At 69.3% G+C, this 24,302-nt stretch carries 29 protein-coding genes; 11 read left to right on the forward strand and 18 right to left on the reverse strand.

Annotation, left to right across the window (positions count from 1 at the left end):
* Window positions 1-8: 8 nt before the first annotated feature.
* From ruvC to AC1DYP_RS04305, 5 genes are all read right to left on the reverse strand, one after another.
* Window positions 9-530, reverse strand: a complete 522-nt coding sequence (gene ruvC / locus AC1DYP_RS04285; protein ID WP_477034213.1) for a crossover junction endodeoxyribonuclease RuvC — start codon at window positions 528-530, stop codon at window positions 9-11.
* A gap of 242 nt (window positions 531-772) precedes the next feature.
* Complete coding sequence (locus AC1DYP_RS04290) at window positions 773-1,708, reverse strand: nucleoside hydrolase (RefSeq protein WP_477045277.1); 936 nt, start codon at window positions 1,706-1,708, stop codon at window positions 773-775.
* A 64-nt stretch (window positions 1,709-1,772) separates the two neighbouring features.
* Complete coding sequence (locus tag AC1DYP_RS04295; protein ID WP_477045278.1) at window positions 1,773-2,447, reverse strand: hypothetical protein; 675 nt, start codon at window positions 2,445-2,447, stop codon at window positions 1,773-1,775.
* A gap of 104 nt (window positions 2,448-2,551) precedes the next feature.
* Window positions 2,552-3,217: an MgtC/SapB family protein gene (locus tag AC1DYP_RS04300; protein ID WP_477045279.1), complete on the reverse strand. Its 666-nt coding sequence runs from the start codon at window positions 3,215-3,217 to the stop codon at window positions 2,552-2,554.
* A gap of 165 nt (window positions 3,218-3,382) precedes the next feature.
* Window positions 3,383-4,138, reverse strand: coding sequence for a YebC/PmpR family DNA-binding transcriptional regulator (locus AC1DYP_RS04305; RefSeq protein ID WP_477045280.1), 756 nt, complete (start codon window positions 4,136-4,138; stop codon window positions 3,383-3,385).
* 108 nt (window positions 4,139-4,246) lie between these two features.
* On the opposite strand from AC1DYP_RS04305, the gene AC1DYP_RS04310 reads away from it, so the two are divergent.
* Window positions 4,247-4,570: a hypothetical protein gene (locus AC1DYP_RS04310; RefSeq protein WP_477045281.1), complete on the forward strand. Its 324-nt coding sequence runs from the start codon at window positions 4,247-4,249 to the stop codon at window positions 4,568-4,570.
* A gap of 5 nt (window positions 4,571-4,575) precedes the next feature.
* Here AC1DYP_RS04310 and AC1DYP_RS04315 read toward each other — a convergent pair whose 3' ends face one another.
* The 5 genes from AC1DYP_RS04315 to AC1DYP_RS04335 all read right to left on the reverse strand — a co-directional run bounded on the left by AC1DYP_RS04315 (window position 4,576) and on the right by AC1DYP_RS04335 (window position 7,924).
* On the reverse strand, window positions 4,576-4,989 hold the full coding sequence (locus tag AC1DYP_RS04315) for an organic hydroperoxide resistance protein (RefSeq protein WP_477045282.1): 414 nt from the start codon (window positions 4,987-4,989) through the stop codon (window positions 4,576-4,578).
* 123 nt (window positions 4,990-5,112) lie between these two features.
* On the reverse strand, window positions 5,113-5,934 hold the full coding sequence (locus AC1DYP_RS04320; RefSeq protein ID WP_477045283.1) for a TIGR00282 family metallophosphoesterase: 822 nt from the start codon (window positions 5,932-5,934) through the stop codon (window positions 5,113-5,115).
* Window positions 5,935-5,939: 5 nt separating this feature from the next.
* On the reverse strand, window positions 5,940-6,542 hold the full coding sequence (locus AC1DYP_RS04325; RefSeq protein WP_477045284.1) for a 5-formyltetrahydrofolate cyclo-ligase: 603 nt from the start codon (window positions 6,540-6,542) through the stop codon (window positions 5,940-5,942).
* A gap of 18 nt (window positions 6,543-6,560) precedes the next feature.
* Window positions 6,561-7,067 (reverse strand): methyltransferase family protein, encoded by a 507-nt coding sequence (locus AC1DYP_RS04330; protein ID WP_477045285.1) that lies wholly within the window; start codon window positions 7,065-7,067, stop codon window positions 6,561-6,563.
* 416 nt (window positions 7,068-7,483) lie between these two features.
* Window positions 7,484-7,924 carry a MarR family winged helix-turn-helix transcriptional regulator gene (locus AC1DYP_RS04335; protein ID WP_477045286.1) on the reverse strand — a complete coding sequence of 147 codons (441 nt, stop codon included), beginning with the start codon at window positions 7,922-7,924 and terminating at the stop codon, window positions 7,484-7,486.
* Between the two features lie 84 nt (window positions 7,925-8,008).
* On the opposite strand from AC1DYP_RS04335, the gene AC1DYP_RS04340 reads away from it, so the two are divergent.
* From AC1DYP_RS04340 to AC1DYP_RS04350, 3 genes are all read left to right on the forward strand, one after another.
* Complete coding sequence (locus AC1DYP_RS04340) at window positions 8,009-9,145, forward strand: aminotransferase-like domain-containing protein (protein WP_477045287.1); 1,137 nt, start codon at window positions 8,009-8,011, stop codon at window positions 9,143-9,145.
* A 77-nt stretch (window positions 9,146-9,222) separates the two neighbouring features.
* The gene (locus AC1DYP_RS04345; RefSeq protein WP_477045288.1) at window positions 9,223-10,026 is read left to right on the forward strand and encodes a polysaccharide deacetylase family protein; all 804 of its coding nucleotides are present in this window, start codon (window positions 9,223-9,225) and stop codon (window positions 10,024-10,026) included.
* Between the two features lie 101 nt (window positions 10,027-10,127).
* Window positions 10,128-10,574, forward strand: a complete 447-nt coding sequence (locus AC1DYP_RS04350) for a hypothetical protein (protein ID WP_477045289.1) — start codon at window positions 10,128-10,130, stop codon at window positions 10,572-10,574.
* Window positions 10,575-10,618: 44 nt separating this feature from the next.
* Here the strand turns inward: AC1DYP_RS04350 and AC1DYP_RS04355 are convergent, their stop codons facing one another.
* Together AC1DYP_RS04355 and AC1DYP_RS04360 are read right to left on the reverse strand one after the other, a co-directional pair.
* Complete coding sequence (locus tag AC1DYP_RS04355) at window positions 10,619-10,945, reverse strand: cell division protein ZapA (protein ID WP_012284839.1); 327 nt, start codon at window positions 10,943-10,945, stop codon at window positions 10,619-10,621.
* 3 nt (window positions 10,946-10,948) lie between these two features.
* Complete coding sequence (locus tag AC1DYP_RS04360; protein WP_477045290.1) at window positions 10,949-11,425, reverse strand: hypothetical protein; 477 nt, start codon at window positions 11,423-11,425, stop codon at window positions 10,949-10,951.
* A 229-nt stretch (window positions 11,426-11,654) separates the two neighbouring features.
* Between AC1DYP_RS04360 and gap the strand changes: the two genes are divergently transcribed.
* The 5 genes from gap (at window position 11,655) to AC1DYP_RS04385 (ending at window position 16,190) form a co-directional block, all read left to right on the forward strand.
* On the forward strand, window positions 11,655-12,662 hold the full coding sequence (gene gap / locus AC1DYP_RS04365; RefSeq protein WP_477034126.1) for a type I glyceraldehyde-3-phosphate dehydrogenase: 1,008 nt from the start codon (window positions 11,655-11,657) through the stop codon (window positions 12,660-12,662).
* Window positions 12,663-12,725: 63 nt separating this feature from the next.
* A complete protein-coding gene (locus tag AC1DYP_RS04370; protein ID WP_477045291.1) occupies window positions 12,726-13,106 on the forward strand; it encodes a hypothetical protein in 381 nt (126 codons plus the stop codon).
* 12 nt (window positions 13,107-13,118) lie between these two features.
* Window positions 13,119-14,309, forward strand: coding sequence for a phosphoglycerate kinase (locus AC1DYP_RS04375; RefSeq protein ID WP_477045292.1), 1,191 nt, complete (start codon window positions 13,119-13,121; stop codon window positions 14,307-14,309).
* Between the two features lie 231 nt (window positions 14,310-14,540).
* Window positions 14,541-15,632, forward strand: a complete 1,092-nt coding sequence (gene fba / locus AC1DYP_RS04380; RefSeq protein WP_477034123.1) for a class II fructose-bisphosphate aldolase — start codon at window positions 14,541-14,543, stop codon at window positions 15,630-15,632.
* 159 nt (window positions 15,633-15,791) lie between these two features.
* Window positions 15,792-16,190: a host attachment family protein gene (locus AC1DYP_RS04385; RefSeq protein WP_477045293.1), complete on the forward strand. Its 399-nt coding sequence runs from the start codon at window positions 15,792-15,794 to the stop codon at window positions 16,188-16,190.
* A gap of 69 nt (window positions 16,191-16,259) precedes the next feature.
* On the opposite strand, the gene AC1DYP_RS04390 is transcribed toward AC1DYP_RS04385, so the two are convergent.
* The 3 genes from AC1DYP_RS04390 to AC1DYP_RS04400 all read right to left on the reverse strand — a co-directional run bounded on the left by AC1DYP_RS04390 (window position 16,260) and on the right by AC1DYP_RS04400 (window position 19,937).
* Entirely contained in the window at window positions 16,260-18,332 is a 2,073-nt protein-coding gene (locus AC1DYP_RS04390; protein ID WP_477045294.1) for a glycoside hydrolase family 65 protein, read from the reverse strand.
* An 88-nt stretch (window positions 18,333-18,420) separates the two neighbouring features.
* A complete protein-coding gene (locus AC1DYP_RS04395; protein ID WP_477045295.1) occupies window positions 18,421-19,467 on the reverse strand; it encodes a lysine-2,3-aminomutase-like protein in 1,047 nt (348 codons plus the stop codon).
* Window positions 19,468-19,514: 47 nt separating this feature from the next.
* Window positions 19,515-19,937, reverse strand: a complete 423-nt coding sequence (locus AC1DYP_RS04400; protein ID WP_477045296.1) for a helix-turn-helix domain-containing protein — start codon at window positions 19,935-19,937, stop codon at window positions 19,515-19,517.
* 69 nt (window positions 19,938-20,006) lie between these two features.
* Here AC1DYP_RS04400 and AC1DYP_RS04405 point away from each other — a divergent pair, with 69 nt between their 5' ends.
* The gene (locus AC1DYP_RS04405) at window positions 20,007-20,837 is read left to right on the forward strand and encodes a class I SAM-dependent methyltransferase (RefSeq protein WP_477045297.1); all 831 of its coding nucleotides are present in this window, start codon (window positions 20,007-20,009) and stop codon (window positions 20,835-20,837) included.
* A gap of 198 nt (window positions 20,838-21,035) precedes the next feature.
* Here the strand turns inward: AC1DYP_RS04405 and epmA are convergent, their stop codons facing one another.
* Entirely contained in the window at window positions 21,036-22,085 is a 1,050-nt protein-coding gene (gene epmA, locus AC1DYP_RS04410; protein ID WP_477045298.1) for an EF-P lysine aminoacylase EpmA, read from the reverse strand.
* A gap of 219 nt (window positions 22,086-22,304) precedes the next feature.
* Here epmA and efp point away from each other — a divergent pair, with 219 nt between their 5' ends.
* Window positions 22,305-22,874, forward strand: a complete 570-nt coding sequence (efp, locus tag AC1DYP_RS04415; protein ID WP_477034117.1) for an elongation factor P — start codon at window positions 22,305-22,307, stop codon at window positions 22,872-22,874.
* Window positions 22,875-23,017: 143 nt separating this feature from the next.
* Here efp and AC1DYP_RS04420 read toward each other — a convergent pair whose 3' ends face one another.
* Together AC1DYP_RS04420 and AC1DYP_RS04425 are read right to left on the reverse strand one after the other, a co-directional pair.
* Window positions 23,018-23,659 (reverse strand): NrsF family protein, encoded by a 642-nt coding sequence (locus AC1DYP_RS04420; RefSeq protein ID WP_477045299.1) that lies wholly within the window; start codon window positions 23,657-23,659, stop codon window positions 23,018-23,020.
* The gene (locus AC1DYP_RS04425) at window positions 23,646-24,188 is read right to left on the reverse strand and encodes a sigma-70 family RNA polymerase sigma factor (RefSeq protein WP_477034115.1); all 543 of its coding nucleotides are present in this window, start codon (window positions 24,186-24,188) and stop codon (window positions 23,646-23,648) included. The genes AC1DYP_RS04420 and AC1DYP_RS04425 overlap by 14 nt, the downstream gene beginning before the upstream one ends.
* Window positions 24,189-24,302 lie beyond the last annotated feature (114 nt).

Raw genomic sequence — 24,302 nt, forward strand, 5'->3', positions numbered from 1 at the left:
TTTGGCGATCATGCCACTCTCCGGTTGGCGACGCGCAGGTTGGCGTGGGTGATGGCGACGGCCAGGGCGTCGGCGCAGTCGGCCGTGGTCTTGCCGGCCGTGGGCAGCAGGCGGGCGATCATAAAGCCGATCTGGGCCTTGTCGGCCGCCCCGGTGCCGACCACCGCCTTCTTGACCAGGCGGGTCGAATATTCGGCCACCAGCAGGCCGGCCCGCGCGGGCGCGATCAGGGCGGCGGCGCGGGCGTGGCCCAGCTTCAGCGTCGACTGGGCGTTGGTGTTGAGGAACACCTCCTCGACCGCCGCCTCGTCGGGCTTGTGCTCGTCGATCACCGCGCAGATGCCCTCGAACAGGTGCAGCAGGCGCGAGGCGAAGTCGGCCTTCTCGTCGGGGACGATGACCCCGTGGGCGACGTGGCTCATGCGCGAGCCCTCGACGCTGACCACGCCCCAGCCGGTGCGGCGCAGGCCGGGGTCGAGCCCCAGGATCCGGATCGGGATGCGATTCGCGTTCATCATGTGTTCTCGCACCATCGCCCGGTTTTCGCCGGAAGAAAAGGCGGAGGGCGCTGCTCAGCAAAACACGCGACTTGCCTAACGAAAGCTTAAACGGGGTCGATCGGCCCTTCCCCAATTCCCTTCATCCCGACGAAAGTCGGGACCCAAGCCGAGGCGGCCGAAGAGGGCGAGGACATCCCGTGCCTCGGCGTCCGTCCGGACATCCAGCTTGGGTCCCGACTTTCGTCGGGATGAAGGGATAGAGAGCGGGAGACCTAAGCCGGATTCAGGGCCGGGGCGCAGAACAGCCGGGCCAGCAGCAGGGCCTCGACGGCCGCGACGTCGACCGAGACGCACAGCTCGGCGTTGGGCTCGCCGTCGATCCGCTCGATGCGGCCCAGGTGCTCGCCGTCGGTCATCACCCGCAGGCGCGCGGGCTCGAACACGAACAGCGAGGGGGCCACCAGGCTGGCGGCGACCACCGCGTCGTGCGGATGGCAGGCGGCCTCGATGCCCCAGGCTCGGCGGTGGAAGGCCATGTACGGCCCCATGGCCTTGTTCAGCCGCGCCGACAGCGGCGAACCGCACGTGGCCGCGCCCTCGGCCATGGCCTGGGCGGTCAGGGTGACCTGGGAACTGACGTCCAGCGGCACCAGGCGCGGCATGACCCCGCGCTCCAGCACCCGGGCCAGGGCCTCGGCGTCGCTCCAGCTGTTGAAGTCGGCCCCGCCCGCCGCCTTGCCCTCGACGGCGAAGGCCCCGGCCATCACGGTCGGCCGCCAGCCGCGAAAGGCGCCGGGATCCTCGAGCAGGCCGTTGGCCAGATTGGTCAAGGGACCCAGGAACAATCCCGCCACCTTGGCCCGGGCCCGGAAGGCCAGCAGGGAGCCGCCCTGCCCCCGGTCCAGTTCGGGCAGCTTCCAGCGTTGGGAAAAGCCGGCGCCGTTCAGGCCGTCGACGCCGTGGGCCGGCCGCATCCGCTCGACGCGTCGCTTGGCCACCCCGGAACCGGCCCCGATATAGACCTCGGCCGGACAGCCCGCGAGGCGCAGCACGCCCCGGGCGTTGGCGGCGGCCTGGTCGACATAGGTGTTGCCGAACACCGCCGAGACCGAAACGATCTCCACCGCGTCGCGCGAGCGCGCCAGCATGGCCAGGGCCAGGGCGTCGTCCACGCCGCAGTCCGTATCGATGTGCAAGCGCAGCGGCATGGGACCAGCATAGCGCGGCCGGACGGGCGCCGGGAAGCCGCTCCGCCGTTCGGGGCGCGGGTTTTCAGCCCCCTTCCGGATGCGGCGGCCCCAGGATCAGCAGGGCGGGCGGCAGGCAGCAGAATGACGCCACCACGAACAGCCAGGTCGCCGTCCGGAAAGCCTGGAAACCGCCCACGGCCAGGCGATGGTGCAGCCAGCGGGTCTGGACGCTGAGGTACCAGGCGACGGCCGCCAGACCGATCGCCACGCCCGCCAGTCGGGTCGAGGCGGTCGACGAGCCGATCAGGATGACGGCCACCGACAGCGACAGGGCGAACGGCGCGGCGCACAGGCATTGCAGTTCGAACGGTTCGCGCAGCGTCGCATGATCGATCGGCCGGCCCTGGCGTCGCAGCGTGCCCGCCGCCATCACCAGCGGAAACAGGCTGAAGGCCAGGGCGCGGAACAGCAGCGGGCCGAGCCCCGAGGACACCGCCGCCTCGCCCAACTGGCCGCGCAGGAACAGGTCCAGGGCGTGGGCCAGGAGGATGGAGATCACCAGGAACAGCGGCGGGCTGATCAGGTCGGGCGGTGCCCCAGCGGCGTTCGCGCCGGCCTCATCCCGCCCCGCCGGCGAGGGGGTCAGGGCCTCGGCGGGCCACAACAGCACCCGCCACAGGGTGCGCGGGTAGAACAGCAGCCCGGTCATCACCTCGTAGAGGATTTCCCCCATCGTTCGAAAGCGAAGACGTTCCATGACGTTCCCCAGCCCTGACAGCCCCGGAACCAAACACTCCAGCTTGAGGAATCCGCTCAGGGCCAGGTGGGCGCCCGAGAAGAAAATCAGGGAATCCCTGATTTTCAGTCTTTCCGGGGTTGAATGTCGAACTCCAACACGCGGGGGTCGCGACGCAGGACGTCCGAGAGGGCGTCCAGGCGCAGCACGCCCCGGCCGGAGAACGGCCCCGACAGCTCGAACACCGTCCCGCCGTCGGCCAGCTTCTGGCGGATCCGGGCGCCTTCCAGGTCGAAGCCCTCCAGCAGCCGCCGCAGCTCGGGCTCGTCGATCAAGGCCTCGCGGCGCGAGCGCACGGTGATTTCGGCGAAGTTCCTCTGCGGCATGTGGCGGTCCAGCCAGCGGGCGCCGCTCAGGATGACCACCGTCAGCACCGTGCCGCCGACCGCCAGCTCGTACAGGCCCACGCCGAACAGGGTGCCGATCGCCGAGGTGATCCACAGCGACGCCGCCGTGGTCAGGCCGTGCACCGAGGCGCCCTGCTGGAAGATCACCCCGCCGCACAGGAAGCCGACCCCGGTCAGGATGCCGTGGGCCATGCGGACCGGATCGATCCGCACCACGGCGTTGGGCGCGCCCTCCAGCCAGGTGATCTGGTGCACCGCGCCCAGCATCAGCAGGGCCGAGGCCAGGGCCACCAGCATGTGGGTGCGCAACCCCGCCGGCCTGGCCCGATACTCCCGCTCGAACCCGATCGCCCCGCCGGCGACCAGGGCGCCGAGGATGGGCATGGCGAGTTGCAGGGGCGTGTCCATGGGGCGTGAACGGATGAAGTTCTACGGCGATCCCACGGACCGGGGACATGCACTTGTGCGTGTCCCCTGCAACGCCCCCTCAAGCGAACGAGACTAGTGCGAGGCGTGGGGACACGCACGAGTGCATGCCCCCGGATCAGGTCAGCCCAGCTTCGCGACCTCCTCGTCGCTGATCTCTTCGTTCGAATAGACCGCCTGCACGTCGTCGTCGTCGTTCAAGGCGTCGAGCAGCTTCATCAAGGTGGCCACGGCGTCGCCGGTGACCGGGACCTGCATCTTCGGACGCCAGGCGATCTTGGTGTTCGACGCCGGGCCGAACTTGGCTTCCAGGGCGGCGGCCACCTCGTTGAGGTCCTCGAAGGCGGTGTAGACCGTGTGGCCCTCGCCCTCCTCGTCCATGTCCGACACCACGTCGTCGGCGCCCGCCTCTATGGCGGCTTCCATCATGGCGTCTTCGCTGGCGGCCTTGGCCGGATAGCTCACCTGGCCGACGCGATCGTAGTTGAAGGTCACCGAGCCGGTGGCCCCCATGTTGCCGCCCATCTTGGTGAAGTAGGAGCGGACGTTGGCGGCGGCGCGGTTCTTGTTGTCGGTCAGCACCTCGACGATGATCCCGACGCCGCCGGCGGCCACGCCCTCGTAGCGGATTTCCGAATAGTCGGCCGCGTCGCCCATCTGCGACTTCTTGATCGCGCGGTCGATGACGTCCTTGGGCAGGCTTTCGGCCTTGGCGTTGTTCACGGCCAGGCGCAGGCGCGGGTTCATGTTCGGGTCCGGCAGGCCCGCCTTGGCCGCCACGGTGATTTCCCGCGACAGCTTGGAGAACAGCTTGGAGCGCGCGGCGTCGGCGCGGCCCTTGCGGTGCATGATGTTCTTGAATTTCGAGTGGCCGGCCATTCGGAGGCTCTTCTCTGATCTGCGAAGTGAAAGGTAGGGCGCGCTTCTAGCGCTTGGCGCCCCGTATTGTCATCCTCCAAGCTGCAGGCCCGCCTTGGAGACCCTCAGATGACCCCGTCCGATTTCCTGTCCGAACCGTTCGACCCGGCTCGCCTCGGGGCTCTCGAGGCGCAGGACCAGGAGGCGATCCATGCAGCCGACAAGCCCTCCGCCATGGCGACGGGTGCCGCGGCGGCCGGCGCGCTGTCGACGGGCGCGGCCGCGCTGGGCGGCATGATGATCGGAGCCTTGGCCGTAGGGGCCGTCGCCATCGGCGCCCTGGCCATCGGCCGCCTATCGATCGGCCGCGCCAGAATCCGCCGGCTGGAGATCGACGAGTTGATCGTCCACCAGGTCTCGGAACGGCGGCCGCATCGGCGCGGCCGCCGCTAGAAGCCTCAGGCGACCTTCAGCTCGACCTCGATATTGCCGCGTGTGGCCTTCGAATACGGGCAGACCTGGTGGGCGGCGTGCAGCAGCTTTTCGGCCGTCTCGGCGTCGAGGTCCGGCGCATTCAGCGTCAGGCGGGCGCCGATGTGGAAGCTGGTGTCGTCCTTGATCAGGTCGACCTCGATGTCGAGGCTGTGCTCGCCCAGCTTGACGCCCTGGCTGCGGGCCACCAGGCCCAGGGCCCCCAGGAAGCAGGCCCCATAGCCGGCCGCGAACAGCTGCTCGGGATTGGTGCCCTCGCCGTTGCCGCCCATCGACTTGGGGTAGCCCAGCTTGACGTCAAGGTGACCGTCGTCGGTCTTGGCGGTCCCTTCGCGGCCGCCGACGGCGTGGGCGCGGGCGGTGTAGATGGCGTCGGTCATGAGGGGGCTCCTTCGAGGGTGAGATCGCGGAGGGCGACCTTGTGGCCGAAGGTGTGACGGGCGCAAGCGCGGCCGGCTTGAAGGATCGGGTCGAAATGAAATCTCTCCAGAGGCGAGAGGGGTTTAGACCTCCGGAATCGTCTCCTTCAGCCGTCCGCCGACGCGGATCGGCTCGACGCGGACCGCCAGGCCCGTGCGGTCGTCGGTTTCGACGAACACGCCGCAGACCGTGGCCGGACCCGAGGCGGGGGTGTAGCGGCCGCCGCTGATCTTGGTGGTGAACCGCCGCAGCGGCTCTTCCTTCTGGTTGCCGATCACGCTGTCGTAGTCGGCGCAGGCCCCGGCGTCGGTCTGGTAGGCCGTGCCGCCCGGCAGGATCTGGGCGTCGGCGGTCGGCACGTGGGTGTGGGTGCCGACGACCAGCGAGGCCCGGCCGTCGCAATAGTGGCCCATGGCCATCTTCTCGGACGTGGCCTCGCAGTGCATGTCGACCACCACCGCGTCGGCCACCTGGCCCAGCGGGGCCTTGTCCAGCTCGCGGTCGGCGGCGGCGAACGGGTCGTCCATGGCGTCCATGTGCACCCGGCCCAGCAGGTTGACCACCATGATGGTGCGACCGCCCTCGGTCTGGAACAGGTGGCTGCCCCGGCCCGGCGCGTCCGACAGGATCGGGTAGTTGGCCGGACGGATCAGGCGCGGCTCGCGCACGATGTAGGTCAGGGCCTCGCGCTGGTCCCAGCTGTGGTTGCCCAGGGTCAGGCAGTCGGCCCCGGCCTCGAACAGCTCGCGGGCGGTGTTCTCGGTGATGCCGAAGCCGGCGGCGGCGTTCTCGGCGTTGATGATCACGAACTCGAGCCCGAGTTGGCGACGCAGGGCGGGAAGGTGGTCGGCCAGGCCGTCGCGGCCCGACTTGCCGACGACGTCGCCGAAGAAAGCAAAACGCATGAATTTCAGTCCTCTTGGACGGCGATATACTCGCTTTCCGTCAGGATGGCGTCCAATCGTTGGTCGTGAGGCTCATCGGGCAGACCGTGTGTCTCCTGTCCCACATAGGCCAGGCCCAGCACGAAGACGCTCTTGCGGGCGCGCAGGGCCTCCAGCGCCCGGTCGTAGTAGCCGCCGCCCTGGCCCAGGCGCCGCCCCTCGCGGTCGAAGCCCAGCAGGGGCGTGACGACGAGGTCGGGCTCCAGGGCGGGCTTGGACGGTTCCGGCGCGTTCAGGCCGATCTGGTCGTGGATCAGGGTGTCGCCGGGAGCCCATTGGCGGAAGGCCATGTGGCCGTCCTCGCCCTCGACGCGCGGCAGGGCCAGGGTCCAGCCCTGCTCGATCAGCCAGTCGGCCAAGTGGCGGCGCGCGTCGATCTCGGCGCCGAGGCCGACATAGAGCGCGGCCACCTTGCCGGCGGGGGTGGGAAAAAGCGCGGTCAGCGGCTCGCGGGCGACCTCCACGATCATCCAGTCGGCCTCGGGATGCTCCAGGGCCAGCTGCTTGCGGCGATTGCGGACGAGGACGCGCAGGGCGGTCTTGGCGGCGGCGGGATCGACGATCGTCATGAGCCTTCCTCTGCCACCTCAGGCGGCGGGCCGCCAGGGCTTGAGGCGCGGCAGCCAGCGCGGCACGTGGCGGCGGAAGGCCTCGTAGGCGGGACCGTAGTCGGCCAGCAGCCGGGGCTCTTCGTAGAACACCACGAACAGATGCATCGTCAGCCACGCGGCCGCGCCATAGGCCAGCAGCACGGCCTGGCCCAGCAGCAGGCCCTGGCCCAGGATCAGGGCGACGACGGCCACATACATCGGGTTGCGGACGAAGCGGTAGGCCCCGCCGACCACCAGGATCTTGGTCGGGGCCACGGGGGCGGGCGTGCCGCGGCCCTCCAGGGCGAAACGGACGAAGGCCTCCAGCAGCACCGGGGCGGCCGCCAGGATCAGCACCCCGCCCAGCCAGCGTCCGGCCTCCAGCTCCAGCGGCGGCGGCGCGAACCGCCAATGGGTCAGCAGCCAGGGGACCAACCCCGCCACCACGCCGGGGGCGACGACCAGGAACACGGCGCTGCCGATCAGGGCCTTGGCTTTTTTCATGCGGATCCCGCGCGTCGGAGCGTTCGGATCGGACGAGAATGGGGGAAGGTGGCGGCGCCGTGAAGAACCGTGAAGACGTTTCAATCCACTCGAACCTGTTAGTTACAGGTGGGCCCCGTGTTCCCGCAGCCACGGCCACGGGAGGGAACAGGTCCCGATAGAGAGATTAAGGTCCCTGGGAATAGAAATCTTCGACGAGGGCCACAGCTGACCCGCCGTTGAACAAGATAGGCGTTCGGGGGGCGTTGCGCCAGCGCCGCGTTGACGCGGGACGTCAGAAAAGGCCCTCCCCCTGTGGGGGAGGCGGCCGAAGGCCGGTGGGGGGAGTTGTCGGATCGTCGATTCGGGTTGTGGCCGCCCGCCGATCACTCCCCCCTCCGTCGGCTGCGCCGACACCTCCCCCACGGGGGGAGGATCTATCCCTTCACCAGCTCCCCCATCACCATCCGCCAGCCGTTCGTCGCCTCCGCCCCCGCCCGATCGAACGCCGCGCGCAGATGGCGGGTCTGGGCTTCGGTGAGTTCGGCTTCCAGCTTCTCGCCTTGCGGGGTCAGGCGAAGGTTCTTGACCCGGCGGTCCTCGGTCCCGGCCTCGGCGCGGACCAGGCCCATCTCCATCAGCTGGCGCAGCGGCGCGTTCAGGGCCTGCTTGCTGACGGCCAGCAGGTCGAGCAGGCCGCGCACCGACACGCCTGGGCGATGGCCCAGGAAATAGAGGATGCGGTGGTGCACCCGCCCCAGGCCGCGCTTTTCCAAAATCCGGTCAGGACGATCGGTAAAGCCGCGATAGGCGAAATAGAATTGCTCGATCGCGTCACGAATATCGTCCGAAGGGGCAGGATTATCTAGGTCAAGCATATTGACACAATAGGTCGCCCGGTCGCATCTTGTCGATAGGTCAAGGTCTTTGACACGTTTTTGGGACACCGGTGGAGGTCGGCGATGGCGCGGCTGTCGATGCGAAGTGCGGACATCAAGCCCTCGCCGGTGCGCGACATGCTCAACGTGGCGCAGCGCCCGGGCATGATCTCGTTCGCCGGCGGCCTGCCCTCGCCGGAAACCTTCGCCGGCCTGGACCTGCCGCCGCCGCCGCGCGACCTGCTGCAGTACGGCCCCACCGAGGGCGAACCGGCCCTGCGCGAGCGGATCGCCCAGGACCTGATCGCCCTGGGCCTGGACACCTCGGCCGACCGGGTGATGGTGCTGTCGGGCTCGCAGCAGGGCATCGACCTGGCCGCCAAGCTGGTGGTCGACGCCGGCACGACCCTGGCCGTGGAGTCGCCCGCCTATCTGGCCGCCCTGCAGGTGTTCCGCTTCTACGGCGCGAAGTTCGAGATCATCGATAGGGGCGCCCCCGGAGCCGCCCCCGGCGCCGGCTGGGCCGACGCCCCGCCCTCGATGGCCTACGTCATCCCGACCTTCCAGAACCCCAGCGGCCACTGCTGGAGCGCCGACGAGCGGCTGGCGATGGCCCGGGCCTGCCAGGCCAACGACGTGATCCTGTTCGAGGACGACCCCTATCGCGACCTGGTCTACGAGCCCAGCGACCGCACGCCGGTCTGCGCCGGCATGACGGGCGGCTCGTGGATCTACCAGGGCTCGTTCTCCAAGACCGTCGCCCCGGGCCTGCGCCTGGGCTACCTGACCGCCTCGCCGGACCTGTTCCCGCTGCTGGTCCAGCTGAAGCAGGCGGCCGACCTGCACACCAACCGGCTGAGTCAGTGGATGGTGCTGCAATATCTGAACGACCCCGGCCGGGCCGAGCGGATGGCCCAGGTCGCCGCCCTCTACCGCCGCAAGCGCGACGCCTTCGCCGACGCCCTGACCCGGCATCTGGGCGCCCGGGCCTCATGGTCGCTGCCGCCCGGCGGCCTGTTCTTCTGGCTGACCCTGGCCGGCGAGGTCGATGTCGAGGACCTGCTGAAACGGTCGGTCGGACGCGGCGTGCTGTTCACCCCCGGCAGCCACTTCCTGGCCGAGGGCGGCGCCAGCCCGACGATCCGCCTGAACTTCAGCCTCGCCGAGCCCGAAGCCGCCGAGCGGGGGCTGGCGATCCTGGCGGAACTGCTAGGGGATTAGAGAGGGCCGAACGCCGGTCTCCGACTTGGTGATCGACACAAAGCGTGTCACCCACGACGCAAGTCGGAGAACAAGACATGCGACTGGCCCTGCTCGCCACGCTGATGCTGGCCCTGGCCGCCGGCGCGCCGGCCGCGGCCCGGGAGCCCTTCGCCTGGCCGAAGGGCAAGCGCGCGGCCATCGTGCTGACCTATGACGACGCCATGCCCTCGCAGCTCGCGGTCGCGATCCCGCAACTGGACGCGGCGGGACTGAAAGGCGCCTTCTTCCTGGACGCCGACAGCCTGACGCCGGCCGAGATCCTGCGGTGGCGGGGCGCGGCGCGGAGCGGCCACGAACTGGGCAACCACTCCGTGAACCACCCCTGCCCGCGCGCCATGCTGCCCCGCGCCGAGCACTATGTCGCCGAGACCTACGACACCCGGTCCATGCTGGCCGAGATCGGTGTGATGAACGCCGTACTGTTCGGTGTCGACGGCGCCACGGCGCGGACCTACGCCTATCCGTGCAGCCAGAGCCTGGTCGGCGGCGAGGACTATCACGACGGCCTGCGCGGCTCGGGACTGGTCCGCTACGCGCGGACCGGCGGCGACGCCTATCGCTCGGTGGTGACGGACGCGGCGGAACTGGACGCCTTCGCCGTGCCCAGCTGGGGTCCGGTCGATCACCCGGACGGCGCGGCGCTTATCGCCTATGTCGAGCGCGTACGCGCAGCCGGCGGGCTGGGCGTGCTGCAATTCCACGGGGTGGGCGGCGACTATCTCGAGGTCTCGGCCGAGGCCCATCAGCAGCTTCTTGAGCATCTCAAACGCAGCCCCGACGTCTGGGTCGCCCCGTTCCAGCAGGTGATGGGCTACGTGACCGCCCCCAGCGCACGTTGAGCGGCGCCGCCCCTGGACGTTCGCGCAGGACGTGTTAACCTCGACCTATGCGAGCATTGCATCCTGGCGCATCCTGGATGCGATCGACGAGGGAGGCCTCCATGACGCTCACTGAACGCCCCTGGTACGCCTACGTCAGCCTGCTCGCCATCATCGTCGGGCTGGGCCTTTCGGTCATTCCCTTGCACGGGACTCAGATCTCGCCCGAGTGGCGCTGGGGCGTGACGATCGGCTTCGGGGTCGTGACCCTGACGATCGCCATACTGAACGACTGGGCGCACGTGCTGCCCGGCATCGATCGCGGCTCGTTCGATTACTACACCCTGGCCCATTTCAGCGCCGGCCTGGCGTTCGGCGCCTGGTGCATGCCGCTGTGGTGGGTGGTCATCGTGGTGGTGGGCTGGGAGTTCTACGAGAAGTACGTCCCCGGCTGGGGCGAGAACGAGAAGCTGTCCAACCGCATCGTCGACATTTCCGTCGCCCTGATCGGCTGGCTGCTGGTGGCGGGCTTCGGCACGGGCTGGAAGCTGCCCCTGTTCCTGAACTGAGGCGTTCCTGAACCGAGGCCGGCGGAGGACCGCCCCCGCCGCCCCTAGCCCTGGACCAGGGCCTCGATCTTCTCGGACGCGGCGTCAAGGGCCTTGATCGCGCGGATCTCGACGCGGGTCTGTTCGGTCTGCAGGCGGGCCAGTTCCGACTGGGCGTGGGCCAGGCGCAGCTTCAGGTCCGACAGTTCGTCGGCCAGCAGCAGGGCGCCCATCAGGAACAGCCGGGTCTCGCCCAGCTGGCCGACGTCCTGGCTGACCTGGCGGACCTGGCGGTCGAACAGGCGGGCGATTTCCAAGAGGTGGGCTTCCTGCCCGTCCTCGCAGCCGACGGTGTAGGGGCGGCCGTTCACCTGGATGGTCAGTTGGGCCATGGCTCAGGCCTCCCTTTCCGTGACGCCGTCGTCGAGGCCGCCGAACAGGTCGCCCGCCCCGTCTTCGGCATCGGGCGCGCCCTCTTCGTCTTCCCCGAGGTCTTCCCCAAGGTCCTCTTCGTCGTCGTCATGGACGCCTTCGGTGATCAGGCTCTCGTCGCCCAGGGCGGCGCGGATCTCGGCGATGGCGCGGCCCAGGGCCTCGGAGGCCTGCTCGCCGGCCTCTTCCAGGGCCTTCTCACGGGCCCGCGCGGCCTCGAGGTCGACCGCCAGGCGCGCGGCCCGGGACTCGGCCTCGACATCGAACAGGCCCGGATCGCCGGACTCGCCGCTCGAGGCGGCCGACGCCGCGGCGGCGGCGGCCGAGAACGCGGCCAGACGCGCGGTGCGCTCGGCCGTGATCTTCTGTTCCAGCTGGCCGACGGCGCGCTCCAGGCGCCGTGCGGCCAGTTCGAGGGCGTTCCCTTCGCCCGGGGTCATCGGCATCGTCCAAACTTCATGCAGCGCAACATATAGACTGCCACCCGCTTCGCCACCCGCCATGGCGACAATTGGGCGATGAAAGCGTGCGGATAACAATAGGTCATCCTATGTGAGCGCTCGCGGAGGTTTCTTGGGGTTGACTTCCCCGCCCCGCACCGCAAAACGCGCTGCAAAATCAAGGTAACGTCGGTCGCCTGGACCGAACGCTCGTTAGGAGAAAGACCTCATGGCCATTCGCGTCGCCATCAACGGCTTCGGCCGGATCGGACGTCTCGTCCTGCGTTCCATCGCCGAGCACGCGCGCCGCGACATCGAGGTCGTCGCCATCAACGACCTGGGCCCCGTCGAAACCAACGCCCACCTGCTGCGCTACGACAGCGTCCACGGCCGCTTCCCGGGCGTCGTCACGTCGGGCGAGGACTGGATCGACGTCGGCATGGGCAAGATCAAGGTCACGGCGATCCGCGACCCGAAGGACCTGCCGCACAAGGACCTGAACGTCGACATCGCGTTCGAGTGCACGGGCATCTTCACCGCCCGCGACAAGGCCGCCCTGCACCTGGAAGCCGGAGCCAAGCGCGTGCTGGTCTCGGCCCCGGCCGACGGCGCCGACAAGACCATCGTCTACAAGGTCAACCACGAGACCCTGACCGCCGACGACATCGTCGTCTCGAACGGCTCGTGCACCACCAACGCCCTGGCCCCGGTGGCCAAGGTCCTGCACGACCTGGTCGGCATCGAGCGTGGCTACATGACCACGATCCACAGCTACACCGGCGACCAGCCCACGCTGGACACCATGCACAAGGACCTCTACCGCGCCCGCGCCGCGGCCCTGAGCATGATCCCCACCTCGACCGGCGCCGCCAAGGCCCTGGGCCTGGTGCTGCCGGCCCTGAAGGGCAAGCTGGACGGCTCGTCGATCCGCGTCCCGACCCCGAACGTCTCGGTCATCGACCTGAAGGTCGTGCCGTCGCGCGACACCACGGTCGAGGAAGTGAACAATGCCCTGAAGGCCGCCGCCGACGGCGACATGAACGGCGTGCTGTTCACCACCACCGACCCGCTGGTCTCGTCGGACCTGAACCACATCGCCGCCAGCTCGACGGCCGCCCTGCCCCAGACCCAGGTCATCGAGGGCAAGCTGGTCCGCGTGCTCAGCTGGTACGACAACGAATGGGGCTTCGCGACCCGCATGGCCGACACGGCCCTGGTGATGGCGAAGTTCCTCTAAGACGAAAGAACCCCCGCCCCTCCAGAGGGCGGGGGTTTTTCTTCACCAGACCGCCGAGGATCGATGTCGACCACCTCCGTCCAGACGCCGCTGAGAGCCTCCTGGCGCGCTCGCCTCTGGACGTGGGTGGTGTCGATCGCCCTGACCCTGTCGGCGCTGGGCTGCGCCTTCGGCGGCGCCATGGCGACATGCGACGCGCTGGGCGGCGCCTACGCCCCCGGCCAGGCCATCCCGCCTGTTCGGGTTTTGGGTTCCAACTTCGCGTACGACCCCCAACCCATGATGCCGTTCTTCGCCCTTGGCTGGCTCGTCGCCCTGGGGCTGCACGCCTACGCCTCGCGCCGACGGCGCATGGGCCTTCTCCACATCCTGGTCCCGGCCGGGGTTTTCCTGCTGAGCGCGCTGCTGGCCTTCCGCGGCGCCGATGTCTGCACCTCACTCTGATTGGATAGCGTCATGCCCTTCCGCACCCTCGACACCGCCGACCTCGCCGGCAAGCGCGCCCTGGTCCGGGTGGACTTCAACGTGCCGGTCGACGGCGGCAAGATCACGGACGACACCCGCCTGCGCGCGGCCCTGCCGACCATCCACTACCTGTCGACCAAGGGCGCCAAGGTCATCCTGCTGGCCCACTTCGACCGACCCAAGGGCAAGGTCGTGCCGGAGATGAGCCTGGCCTTCGTGGCCGAGCCGCTGGGCAAGCTGCTGGAGCAGGAGGTCGCCTTCGCCGCCGACTGCGTGGGCCCCAAGGCCAAGGCCGTGGTCGACGCCATGGAAAACGGCGGCGTGGCCCTGTTCGAGAACGTCCGCTTCCACGCCGGCGAAGAGAAGAACGACCCCGACTTCGCCGCCCAGCTGGCGGCCAACGGCGACCTCTATGTCAACGACGCCTTCAGCGCCGCCCACCGCGCCCACGCCTCGACCGAAGCCCTGGCCCGCATCCTGCCGTCCTATCCGGGCCTGGCCATGCAGCGCGAGTTGGACGCCCTGGACGCCGCCCTCGGCAATCCCCGCAAGCCCGTGCTGGGCATCGTCGGCGGTTCGAAGGTCTCCACCAAGCTGGACCTGCTCAACAACCTGGTCGCCAAGCTGGACCGCCTGGCGATCGGCGGCGGCATGGCCAACACCTTCCTGTTCGCCCAGGGCCACGATGTCGGCGGCAGCCTCTGTGAAAAGGACCTGGCCGACACCGCCCGCCAGATCATCGCGACGGCGCAGAAGTCGGGCTGCGAACTGCTGCTGCCGATCGACGTGGTCGTGGCCAAGAAGGTCGCCCCCGGCGTCGACGCCGAGACCCGCGAGCTGGCCGACGTCCAGCCCGACGACCTGATCCTGGACGCCGGTCCCAAGAGCGCCCAGCGGCTTATCGAAGCCATGGAATCGAGCAATACGCTGATCTGGAACGGCCCCCTGGGCGTTTTCGAGGTGCCGCCTTTCGACGAAGCGACTGTTTCCGCGGCAAAACACGCCGCCAAACTCGCGAAATCGGGTAAGATCGTCGCCGTTGCCGGCGGCGGTGATACCGTGGCGGCCTTGAACCACGCGGGCGTGTCGGGCGATTTCACCTTCGTCTCGACCGCCGGCGGCGCGTTTCTTGAATGGATGGAAGGCAAGACGCTCCCAGGTGTCTCAGCCTTGGAAGCTTGAATCTGAACGGATTGATTTGATCCGTTTCCCCGGCGAAGGCCGGGGCCCAGGTGACGTCCTGAGAGACTCCGGATGAATCTGGGTCCCGGCCTTCGCCGGGAAAACGGAAACAGGAGGACTACCGTCGAGACCGAGGAACTCGACGCGGACTACGGGCGAAGAACGCAAAGCGTCAAAAGCCCCAAAAACAAGAAACGACCCAATTCACTCACGCTTGCAGGAGAACACCACGTGGCCAGGATCACGCTAAGACAGTTGCTGGATCATGCGGCGGAGCATGACTATGCGCTGCCGGCCTTCAACATCAACAACATGGAACAGGGTCTGGCGATCATGGAGGCGGCGGAAGCCGTCAACTCCCCGGTCATCATCCAGGCCTCGCGCGGCGCGCGGAACTACGCCAACGACATCATGCTGGCCCGGATGATCGACGCCCTGGCCGAGATCTACCCCAACATCCCGGTGTGCATGCACCAGGACCACGGCAACGGCCCGGCGACCTGCGCCACGGCGATCCAGTACGGCTTCACCTCGGTGATGATGGACGGCTCGCTGATGGAGGACGCCAAGACCCCCGCCACCTACGAATACAACGTCGAGGTCACCCGCAAGGTGGTCCAGATGGCCCACAGCTGCGGCGTCTCGGTCGAGGGCGAACTGGGCGTGCTCGGCTCGCTGGAAAGCGGCATGGGCGAGGCCGAGGACGGCCACGGCTTCGAGGGCGTCCTCTCGCACGACGAGCTGCTGACCGATCCCGACCAGGCGGTCGACTTCGTGCAGCAGACCGGCGTCGACGCCCTGGCCATCGCCATGGGCACCAGCCACGGGGCCTACAAGTTCACGCGCAAGCCGGACGGCGACGTCCTGGCCATGAACGTGATCGAGGAGATCCACCAGCGCCTGCCCAACACCCACCTGGTGATGCACGGCTCGTCCAGCGTTCCGCAGGACCTGCAGGACATCATCAACCAGTACGGCGGCGCCATCCCGCAGACCTGGGGCGTGCCGGTCGAAGAGATCCAGCGCGGCATCAAGCACGGCGTGCGCAAGGTCAATGTCGACACCGACAACCGCCTGGCCATCACCGGCGCGATCCGCAAGATCCTGACCGAGCACCCGCACGAGTTCGACCCGCGCGCCTATCTCAAGCCCGCCAAGGAAGCCATGCGCAAGGTCTGCCAGGCCCGGTTCGTCGAGTTCGGCTCGGCCGGCCACGCCGACAAGATCAAGGCGCTGTCGACCGCGACCATGGCCAAGCGCTACACGTCGGGCGAGCTGCACGCCAAGTTTGGCGCGACGGCGAAGAAGGCCGCGGCCGAGTAAGGCTTCCGGTTTTCGGGAATACGAAGAGGCCTTCCGGGGAGACCCGGGAGGCCTTTTTCATGTGCGGTCGTCGAGCTCGTTCGCACGCGGTGCGACGCGCGGAGCAACTCCCGTCCTCGCGGGCCGTTAACAGGCCCCATTGGTTCAAGGACACGCACGATGATATTTCCCAAAGGCGCCCTGGTGGCTGTCGTCGACGGCGAGAAGCTGGTGCTGTTCAAGAACACCGGCGACCACGCCCCCGAACTGACCTCCCTGCCCACCCCGGACATCAACGGCGGCGGCGGCGGCTCTGGCGGCCATCCGTCCAGCGCGGCCAATCCCGACGACAGCACCCAGGCCGAGGACGGGTACGCCGCCGGCGTCGCCGCCGTGCTGAACCAGCAGGCCCTGACCAACCAGTTCGAGGCCCTGTTCGTCGTCGCCGCCCCCAAGACGCTCGGCGAGCTGCGCAAGCACTGGCACAAGGCGCTGCAGGCCAAGCTGGTCGGCGAGCTCGCCAAGGACCTGACCGGCCAACCGACCGACGCGATCGCCACGGCCATCGCCAACGCCTGACCGGTCCCGCTTTCGCGACCTGTGAAGGGGCCTCCCAGGGCGATCTGGGAGGCCTTTTTCGTGGGGCGGCTAGTCCGCCGGCGTCAGGCGCGCCAGCTCGCCATGCCGCGCCTCCAGGCGCATGGGCCGTCCGCGCACCCAGAGCCGATCGATCTGGATCGCCTCCCAGCCGGCCGGCAGGACCACCGGCGCCTTGGACCAGGTTTCCGGCTCGCCCTCGCCGGGCTCCAGGCGCGGGAAGCCCAGCACCAGGCTCGACAGGAAGCCGCCCATGTTGGCGAAGAACGGGCCGGCCTGGGGCTGTTCGGGGAACCGGTCGGGACGGTATTCGAGGATCTGGGCGAAGCGGCCGCTCTCGAACGTGGCGTAGCCCTCGTCCAGCAGCTTCAGCGCCAGGGCCCGGTCGCCGGTCCGCGCCGCCCAGGCGCCGTACAGGGCCGACAGCATCGGGCTGCCGATGTAGGTGTCGGCCAGGTCGAGATAGAACCTCAGGGTCGCCTGCTCGTCTTCGGGGTCGAGGCGGTAGCCGAACGGCCACACGCCCATAAGCGGGTCGGGCGTGCCGCCCTTCTCCTCGGTCTTGCGATAGCCGTCGTGCGAGACGACCACCCGGTCGCGGCGGGGCAGGACCATGCCCTCGGCGACGGCCCGCCAGCGCGGGTCGACCGACCGGCCCAGGCGCTCGCCGATCCGGACGGCGTCGTTCAGCACCACCACGGCGGCCATGTTCGTGAAGGCGGCGTTGTCGACCGGCTGTTCGCGTTCGGCGATGCCCATGGAGGCACGGATCTCGTAGCCCTCGGCGGTCTTGTGGGCGCGCGAGACGATCCACTCGGCGACGCCGGCCAGGACCGGCCAGGCCTTCTCGCGCCGGAACTCGCCCTCGCCGGTCGCGTCCGCGAACAGGGCGAAGGCCCGCGCCACGTCCAGCGAGACGTGGTCCTCGTGCCAGCACGCCGTGCCCGGCAAGGGCGCGGCCTCCTCCCCCTTCGACGGCGAACTCTCCCACGGGAACTGCGCGCCCTGCCGGCCCATCAGCCGGGCGTTGGTCTTCGCGGACTCGAGGTAACGGAAGCGGTAGTCCAGCAGGGCGTGGGCCGCCTGGGGCTGGACCAGGGTCAGGACCGGCGCGGCGAAGGCCTCGATGTCCCACATCACGTGGCCGTAATAGTAGTGATAGTCGTGCCAGGTGGCCAAACCGAAGATCGAGGTCGAGGCGCACGACGAGGCGTGGACCGAGGTGTTGAGGTAGAAGAAGGCCGCGTCGGCCATCGCCTGCCAGCGCTCGTCGGCGCCCACCAGCCGCACCCGGCCCTTCCACAGTTCGTTCCAGGCCGCGTGGTTCTCGGCGCGGATGGCGTCGAAGCCGTCGTGCCGGGCCTTGGCGGCCATCCGCCCCGCGTGCTCGTCCGGACGGCCGTGCATGGCGCTGGGGACGAGGCTGGTGATCTGCCGCAGGCGATAGCGGGTCCGCGCGCCGGCGCGGAAGGCGTAGGTGGTGATCAGGCCCTTGCCGTCCAGGGCCGGACGCACCGGCTCGACGCCCGCCGCCGCGCCGCCGGAAATCTCGGTGACATAGGCCAGGCCAAGGCGGCCAAGGCCGCCCGCCGACTCCCACAGCAGGGCGCCGTCGACGTCGGCCTTCCCCTCGCCCGGCGTGTCGCGCAGGAACCTCAGCGCCCGGCCCAGGACGCCGGTGGTCTCGACGCCCGCGCGGACCTGCAGGTCGCAGGCGCCGTCGACCTCCAGCGTCGTCTCCTGGCAGACCAGGGTCGGGTCCTCGCGGCTGGCGAAGGTCAGCACCGTGCAGGTCAGGCGGCGCTCGCCGGCCTGGAAGACGAACCGGCTGGTCAGCTCGCCCGTGGCGAAGTCGTAGGCCTGTTCCAGGTCGCCGACCTGGTGCGGCAGGTCGGACAGCCAGGCCCCGTCGACGGCGATGTCGCCGGCCAGGGGATACGGCGCGGGCGTCGCGCCCTCGATCCGCCGCTCCGGATCCTCGCCGGCATAGCCGCTGACGATCGTCATGCCCGCCTGCAAAGGCTGACAGCGCACGCGCAGGCCGATCAGGCCGTTGCTGACATAGGCGGGAAGCTCGCGACCGCCCGCGCCGGACGCGGATGGCGGACTGATGGGACGGGACATGGCGGACTCCGACGATTCCGACTCCAGACGTGCTGGTCGACGTGAGCCAAACACCCTGCGGGTCGGAAGGTTCGGAACTCCGTTCTGGTCAGCTCGGCGAGACCGGCGGATAGGCGTGCGCCCCGCCGTTCGGGTCCTCGACCACGCCGTTGACGGCCAGGTAGTCGGGCCCGATCGGCACCTTGCCGTGGCCGTCGGGGATGTCGAGCACGTAGGTCGGCTGGCAGAGCCCTGAGAACCGGCCGCGGATGGCGCGCATCAGGGCGCGGCCTTCCTCGACCGTGGTGCGCAGGTGGGCGGTGCCGGGGGCGTGGTCGCCGTGGTGCAGGTAGTAGGGCCGGATGCGGTTCTCGACGAAGCCGCGCATCAGGGCGCCCAGCGTCTCGGGATCGTCGTTGACGCCCTTCAGCAGCACGGTCTGGCTCAGCATCGGGATCCCGGCGTCGACGATCCGGGCGACGGCGACGCGGGCCGCGTCGGTCAGTTCGCGCGCATGGTTGGCGTGCAGGGCCACATAGGCCGTCTTGCCGCTGGCCTTCAGCGCCTGGACCATCGCGTCGGTGATCGCCGCCGGATCGACCACCGGGATTCGGGTGTGGAAGCGCACGACCTTCACATGGTCGATGGCCGCCAGCCGCTCGCCCAGGTCGCGCAGCCGGCGGGGCGACAGCACCAACGGGTCGCCGCCGGTGACGATCACCTCCCAGATCTCCGGGTGGGCGGCGATGTAGGCGAAGGCGGCGTCCAGGCTTGAAGGCGACAGGTTGGCCAGGCCCTCGGGCCCGACCATCTCGCGGCGGAAGCAGAACCGGCAATAGACCGCGCAGGTGTGGGTGGGTTTCAGCAGCACGCGGTCGGGATAGCGGTGGACGATCCCCTCGACCGGGCTGTGGGCCTCGTCGCCGATCGGGTCGGCGACCTCGCCGGGGCTTTCCAGCAGTTCGGCCTCGCTGGGCATGAACTGGCGGGCGATCGGGTCGGACTCGTTGGCCGGGTCGATCAGGTCGGCCATGTCCGGGGTGATCGCCACGGCGTAGCGGGCCGCCACGGCCTCGAGCGCCGGCAGCCGCTCGGGAGCGATCAGGCCGGCTTCGGCCAGCGCGGCGGCGCTGCGGAGGGTGCGGGCGGCGGTCATGAGGCGCGGGATATGGCCGATTAGGCCCGTTGGCGCAATGCGACGGGCTAGCCGAGATCCTCGGCGAAGGTCCGGCGCCGGCTCTCGACCGCCCCTTTCAGCAGCCGCCGGAAGGTCGGGCACTCCATGTGGCTGGGCGCGGGACAGGCGGCGGCGTGGCGCAGGCCGTCGCGCAGCGCGGAGAGGCGGCGGATCGTCCGGTCCAGGTCGTCGGCCTTGGCCGAGAGCTGCACGCGCTCGAGGCTGACCCGGCCCGCCGTGTCGAACATGCCGGCGATCTCGTCCAGCGAGAAGCCGGCCGTCTGGGCCAGGGCGATCAGCGACAGGCGCTCCAGCACGCTGGGCTCGAACAATCGCTTGAGCCCCCGTCGGCCGATCGAGGCGATCAGGCCTTTTTCCTCGTAGTAACGGAGCCTGGAGGCGGCCATGCCCGTTCCCCGAGCCACCTGCGCAATGTCGAGAAGTTTCACGGTTGACCTCAAGTCGGCTTGAAGTCGTAGCCTCGTCGATAGCCCACATTGAAGCAAGGAGGACCGCGCGTGACGGAAGCGAACCAGGCCCAGGCCCAACTCTGGAACAACCAGGCCGGCCACAACTGGGTCGAGCAGAACGCCCTGCTCGATCGCCTGTTCACGCCCTTCGAGCGGCCGTTGATCGACGCGGTGCAAGGCGCGCAAGCGGTGCTCGACGTCGGCTGCGGCGCCGGCGCGACCACCTTCGCCGTGGCCGGGAACCTGGATCCGGGGGGCCGCTGCACCGGCGCAGACATTTCCGTTCCGCTGATTGAGCGGGCCCGACGGCGGGCGAGCGAGACGGGCGCCGGGAATACAGACTTCCTGCTCGCCGACGCCCAGACCCACGACTTCCAGCCCCAGACCTTCGACGCGGTGATCTCGCGGTTCGGGGTGATGTTCTTCGACGATCCCGTCGCCGCTTTCGCCAACCTGCGGCGGGCCTCGCGGACGGACGCGGACCTGGCGTGCATCGCCTGGCGCGGCCGCCAGGACAACCCGTTCATGACCGCGGCCGAACGGGCGGCCGCCCCGCTGCTGCCCGAAGCGCCGCCGCGCGATCCCGCCGCGCCGGGCCAGTTCGCCTTCGCCGACTCCGGCCGGGTGGAAGGAATCTTATCGACGGCCGGGTGGCGGGACGTGGACATCCAGCCGCTCGACGTCGCCTGCACAATGACGGTGGACGACCTGGAAACCTATATGACCCGCGTGGGACCGGTCAGCCTGGCGCTGCCTGGCCTGGACGAAGATCGCCGCCGCGCGGTGATCGACGCCGTGTGGCGTGGGTTCCAGCCCTTCCTGGCCGACGGCGAGGCGCGGTTCACGGCCGCCTGCTGGATGGTGCGGGCGCGGGTCTAGGGCGCCTCCATACCCAAGCGCGATCTCTCAATCTCGCCGTCATTCCCGCCCTTGTGGCGGGAACCCCTGTTTCAGCTGACGGTGAGATGCCTTGGCGCGCCAGCGCGCCACTCCACTGCCCTTGCGGCGGACAGAGGGGTTCCCGCCACAAGGGCGGGAATGACGACTAAAAGGGGGCCAGGAGGCCAGCCGCTCCCCCTAACCCGCCACCGGCGTCCACAGCACCTGGTCCACCCGCGAGGCGCCCGCCGCCAGCATCACCAGCCGGTCGAAGCCCAGGGCCGAGCCGGAGGCGCTGGGCATGATCGCCAGGGCGGCCAGGAAGTCCTCGTCCAGCGGATAGCGCTCGCCATAGACCCGGGCCTTCTCGTCCATCTCGGCCTCGAAGCGGCGGCGCTGCTCGCCGGCGTCGGTCAGCTCGCCGAAGGCGTTGGCCAGTTCGACGCCGCAGGCATAGAGCTCGAACCGCTCGGCCACGCGCGGGTCGCCGGGCTTGGGCCGGGCGAGAGCCGCCTCGGCGGTCGGGTATTCGCAGAGGATCGTGGCGCGGCCGATGCCCAGGTTCGGCTCGACCTTCTCGACGATGACCCGGCTGAACACGTCGGCCCAGGTGTCGTCGTCGGCGACACGGATGCCGGCGGCCTTCGCGGAAGCGGCCAAGGCGTCGCGATCGGTCGCCCCCGCGCCATCAATCGAAGCCAGCAGGTCGACGCCCGCATGCCGTTCGAACGCCTCCGCCACCGTCACCCGCTCGGGCGCGGCGAACGGATCGCAGACATGGCCCCGAAAGCGGAATTGGAGGGTTCCCACGGTTTCCGCCGAAAGCGCCAACAGGGCCGCGCAATCGTCCATCAGGGTCTGGTAGGGCGCGTCGACCCGATACCATTCCAGCATGGTGAACTCCGGATGGTGCAGCGCCCCGCGCTCGCGATTGCGCCAGACCTTGCCGAAATCGAAGATCCTGGTCTCGCCCGCCGCCAGCAGCTTCTTGCACGAGAACTCCGGCGAGGTGTGCAGGTAGAGCGGCGCGCTTTCGCCCGAAATCGTCAGGGCGGCGGTCTCGAAGGCGTGCAGATGCGCCTCGTTGCCGGGCGAGACCTGCAGGGCCGCGGTCTCGACCTCCAGGAAGTCCCGCGCCTCGAACCAGGCCCGGAAAGCGGCCTTGATCCGGTTGCGGGCCAGCAGGAACGGCCGCCGGTCGGCGTGGTTTTCAGGCCGCCACCAGGGCGAAGGAGAGGCTGTCGGCACGAGGCGTCCCTTAGAGCGTGGCAGCCGAAAGTGTGAGCGGTTTCGGCGCCTGCCACGCTCTAAACTTTAAAACAGGAGCCTTTTAGACGCCTCACGCGATTTCGCGTGAGGCTAAAGGCTCCTGTCGGGGGGTGGCGAACTTGGCGAGGATCGCTATAGGAGGGCGATATCTAACGCAATTCGCGGCCAAGGCCGCCGCGAGATCCAAGGACGCACTACGTGACCAAAGTCGCCGCCAGCTCGCTCCGGAAAGGCTTTGTCGTCGATATGGACGGCAAGCTCTACGTCGTTCTCAACGTTGAAAACATCCACCCCGGCAAGGGCACCCCGGTCACCCAGCTGAACATGCGCCGCATCGCGGACGGGGTGAAGGTGTCGGAACGCTACCGCACCACCGAGCAGGTCGAGCGCGCCTTCGTCGACCAGCGCGACCACACCTTCCTGTACAAGGACGGCGAGGGCTATCACTTCATGAACCCGGAAAGCTACGACCAGCTCGTGGCGACCGAAGAGGTGATCGGCGACCTGGGCGCCTATCTGCAGGAAAACATGACCGTCGTCCTGTCGACCCACAACGACGTCCCGATCGCCCTGGAGCTGCCGCGCACCGTGACGCTCGAGATCGTCGAGACCGAACCGTCGGTGAAGGGCCAGACCGCCTCGTCGTCGTACAAGCCGGCGATCCTCAGCAACGGCGTGCGCACCATGGTGCCGCCGTACATCGCCTCGGGCACCCGGGTGATCATCCTGACGGAAGACGGCTCGTACCAGGAACGCGCCAAGGACTAAGCGTCAGAGCGGAGGGCGGCGAACACTTGCCCCCTCCGCGCCTGCGGCGCTCCTCCCCCAAAGGGGGAAGAGGGCGCGTTTCTCGTCCTCCGCCCTCTCTGGGGGCGGACAGACCGCGAAGCGGTCAGGTGGGGGCAAGCGGCTCACCACCGCAACGCCCACTTCCCCACCACCGCCCCCAGCGCCCCGGTGCCCAGCACCCCCAGGGTGTACCAGGTGCCCACGAACACCATCGTGCTCTCGCCGCAGTGCAGCCCATAGACCGTGGCCGCCAAGCCGCCGGCGAAGGCCCCGGCCGCGAAGCCGGCCAGACCCGGTCGGGTGGGGGCCATGCCGCGCAGCACCACCAGCGTCGCCGCCAACCCCGGCAGGGCCAGGGTGAGGATGTAGCGGAAGCAGACCTTCCACGATCCGCCCATCATCATCGACCGACGATGCTCCCAGTCGGCGACCAGCCATTGGCCAAAGCCCATGCCGACGAACAGCACCAGCACCAGGGCCCCGAACAGCAACGCCTTGCGCGGCGCGCCGTTCGGCCGCGCCAGGCGCTCCAGCGCCCAGAAGCCCGCCACGCCCAGCAGGGCGGTGTACATCGCCTTCATCCAGAACATCCGGCCGGTCATGGCCTGGGCCAGGTCCTGCCGCGTGCCCAGCCAGGCCAGCACCATGACCAGGGCGGCCAGGCCGCCGGCCACGGCCACGGCCACGAACCGGCGCTGCACCGCCCCGGCCGGGATGGCGCGCGGTTCGGCCGCCAGCTGATCGATCAGATCATCCGTCCGCACGACCGCGCATCCTTTCTCCGAGACTCTTCAGCGCCCGGTGCAGGGCGACCTTGGCCGCGCCCTCGCTCACGCCGGCCCGTTCGCCGGCCTCGGCCAGGCTGAGGCCCTCGATCTTGACGTCGCGCACCAAATTGCGCTGGCGCTCGGGCAAGGTCTCCAGCGCCTTGTCCAGGTCCATGGCCGAGCCGGGCTCGGGGGCGTAGGCGGCCAGGACCTCGACATAGTCGTCGATCGGCAGAGTCACCCGCACCTTCCGCCGCCGCCAGTGGTCGATCAGCTTGTAGCGCGCCAGGGCGAAGGCCCAGGGGGTGAACGGCTGGGCGCGATCGTAGGTCGCGCGCCGCGTATGCACCGCCATCAGGGTCTCTTGCACCAGGTCCTCCACATCGCCGGGAGCGTCGCGCATGCGACGCTCGAAATAGACGCGGAGCCGGCCACCGAGTTGAGACAGCAACAGCCGATAGGCCGGGGCGTCGCCGTCCAGGCCCAGCAGCATCAGCGCCTTCAGGGCGGCCTCGGTTTCCGTCACGCCTCCCCCTTGTTCGCGCGAGACGGCCCGATGGTTACACCGCGTCGCGGACGGCGGGAACCGGGGCCCGACATCGTCCGGTGTTTTTTGGTCCGCCGCTTTTTTGTTCGGATA

It is taken from the genome of Caulobacter sp. P1_D6 (genome assembly GCF_056406095.1).

What these genes read in the sequence shown, in the direction of transcription:
- AC1DYP_RS04340 (WP_477045287.1), top strand. Translation starts at nt 8,009, where the DNA reads ATGGCGCGGCTGTCGATGCGAAGTGCGGACATCAAGCCCTCGCCGGTG.
- AC1DYP_RS04305 (WP_477045280.1), bottom strand. Translation starts at nt 4,138, where the DNA reads ATGGCCGGCCACTCGAAATTCAAGAACATCATGCACCGCAAGGGCCGC.
- AC1DYP_RS04320 (WP_477045283.1), bottom strand. Translation starts at nt 5,934, where the DNA reads ATGCGTTTTGCTTTCTTCGGCGACGTCGTCGGCAAGTCGGGCCGCGAC.
- AC1DYP_RS04310 (WP_477045281.1), top strand. Translation starts at nt 4,247, where the DNA reads ATGACCCCGTCCGATTTCCTGTCCGAACCGTTCGACCCGGCTCGCCTC.
- AC1DYP_RS04360 (WP_477045290.1), bottom strand. Translation starts at nt 11,425, where the DNA reads ATGACCCCGGGCGAAGGGAACGCCCTCGAACTGGCCGCACGGCGCCTG.
- AC1DYP_RS04390 (WP_477045294.1), bottom strand. Translation starts at nt 18,332, where the DNA reads ATGTCCCGTCCCATCAGTCCGCCATCCGCGTCCGGCGCGGGCGGTCGC.
- AC1DYP_RS04325 (WP_477045284.1), bottom strand. Translation starts at nt 6,542, where the DNA reads ATGACGATCGTCGATCCCGCCGCCGCCAAGACCGCCCTGCGCGTCCTC.
- AC1DYP_RS04355 (WP_012284839.1), bottom strand. Translation starts at nt 10,945, where the DNA reads ATGGCCCAACTGACCATCCAGGTGAACGGCCGCCCCTACACCGTCGGC.
- AC1DYP_RS04335 (WP_477045286.1), bottom strand. Translation starts at nt 7,924, where the DNA reads ATGCTTGACCTAGATAATCCTGCCCCTTCGGACGATATTCGTGACGCG.
- AC1DYP_RS04300 (WP_477045279.1), bottom strand. Translation starts at nt 3,217, where the DNA reads ATGCCCATCCTCGGCGCCCTGGTCGCCGGCGGGGCGATCGGGTTCGAG.
- AC1DYP_RS04290 (WP_477045277.1), bottom strand. Translation starts at nt 1,708, where the DNA reads ATGCCGCTGCGCTTGCACATCGATACGGACTGCGGCGTGGACGACGCC.
- AC1DYP_RS04345 (WP_477045288.1), top strand. Translation starts at nt 9,223, where the DNA reads ATGCGACTGGCCCTGCTCGCCACGCTGATGCTGGCCCTGGCCGCCGGC.
- AC1DYP_RS04330 (WP_477045285.1), bottom strand. Translation starts at nt 7,067, where the DNA reads ATGAAAAAAGCCAAGGCCCTGATCGGCAGCGCCGTGTTCCTGGTCGTC.
- AC1DYP_RS04350 (WP_477045289.1), top strand. Translation starts at nt 10,128, where the DNA reads ATGACGCTCACTGAACGCCCCTGGTACGCCTACGTCAGCCTGCTCGCC.
- AC1DYP_RS04370 (WP_477045291.1), top strand. Translation starts at nt 12,726, where the DNA reads ATGTCGACCACCTCCGTCCAGACGCCGCTGAGAGCCTCCTGGCGCGCT.
- AC1DYP_RS04395 (WP_477045295.1), bottom strand. Translation starts at nt 19,467, where the DNA reads ATGACCGCCGCCCGCACCCTCCGCAGCGCCGCCGCGCTGGCCGAAGCC.
- AC1DYP_RS04385 (WP_477045293.1), top strand. Translation starts at nt 15,792, where the DNA reads ATGATATTTCCCAAAGGCGCCCTGGTGGCTGTCGTCGACGGCGAGAAG.
- AC1DYP_RS04315 (WP_477045282.1), bottom strand. Translation starts at nt 4,989, where the DNA reads ATGACCGACGCCATCTACACCGCCCGCGCCCACGCCGTCGGCGGCCGC.
- AC1DYP_RS04295 (WP_477045278.1), bottom strand. Translation starts at nt 2,447, where the DNA reads ATGGAACGTCTTCGCTTTCGAACGATGGGGGAAATCCTCTACGAGGTG.
- AC1DYP_RS04375 (WP_477045292.1), top strand. Translation starts at nt 13,119, where the DNA reads ATGCCCTTCCGCACCCTCGACACCGCCGACCTCGCCGGCAAGCGCGCC.
- gap (WP_477034126.1), top strand. Translation starts at nt 11,655, where the DNA reads ATGGCCATTCGCGTCGCCATCAACGGCTTCGGCCGGATCGGACGTCTC.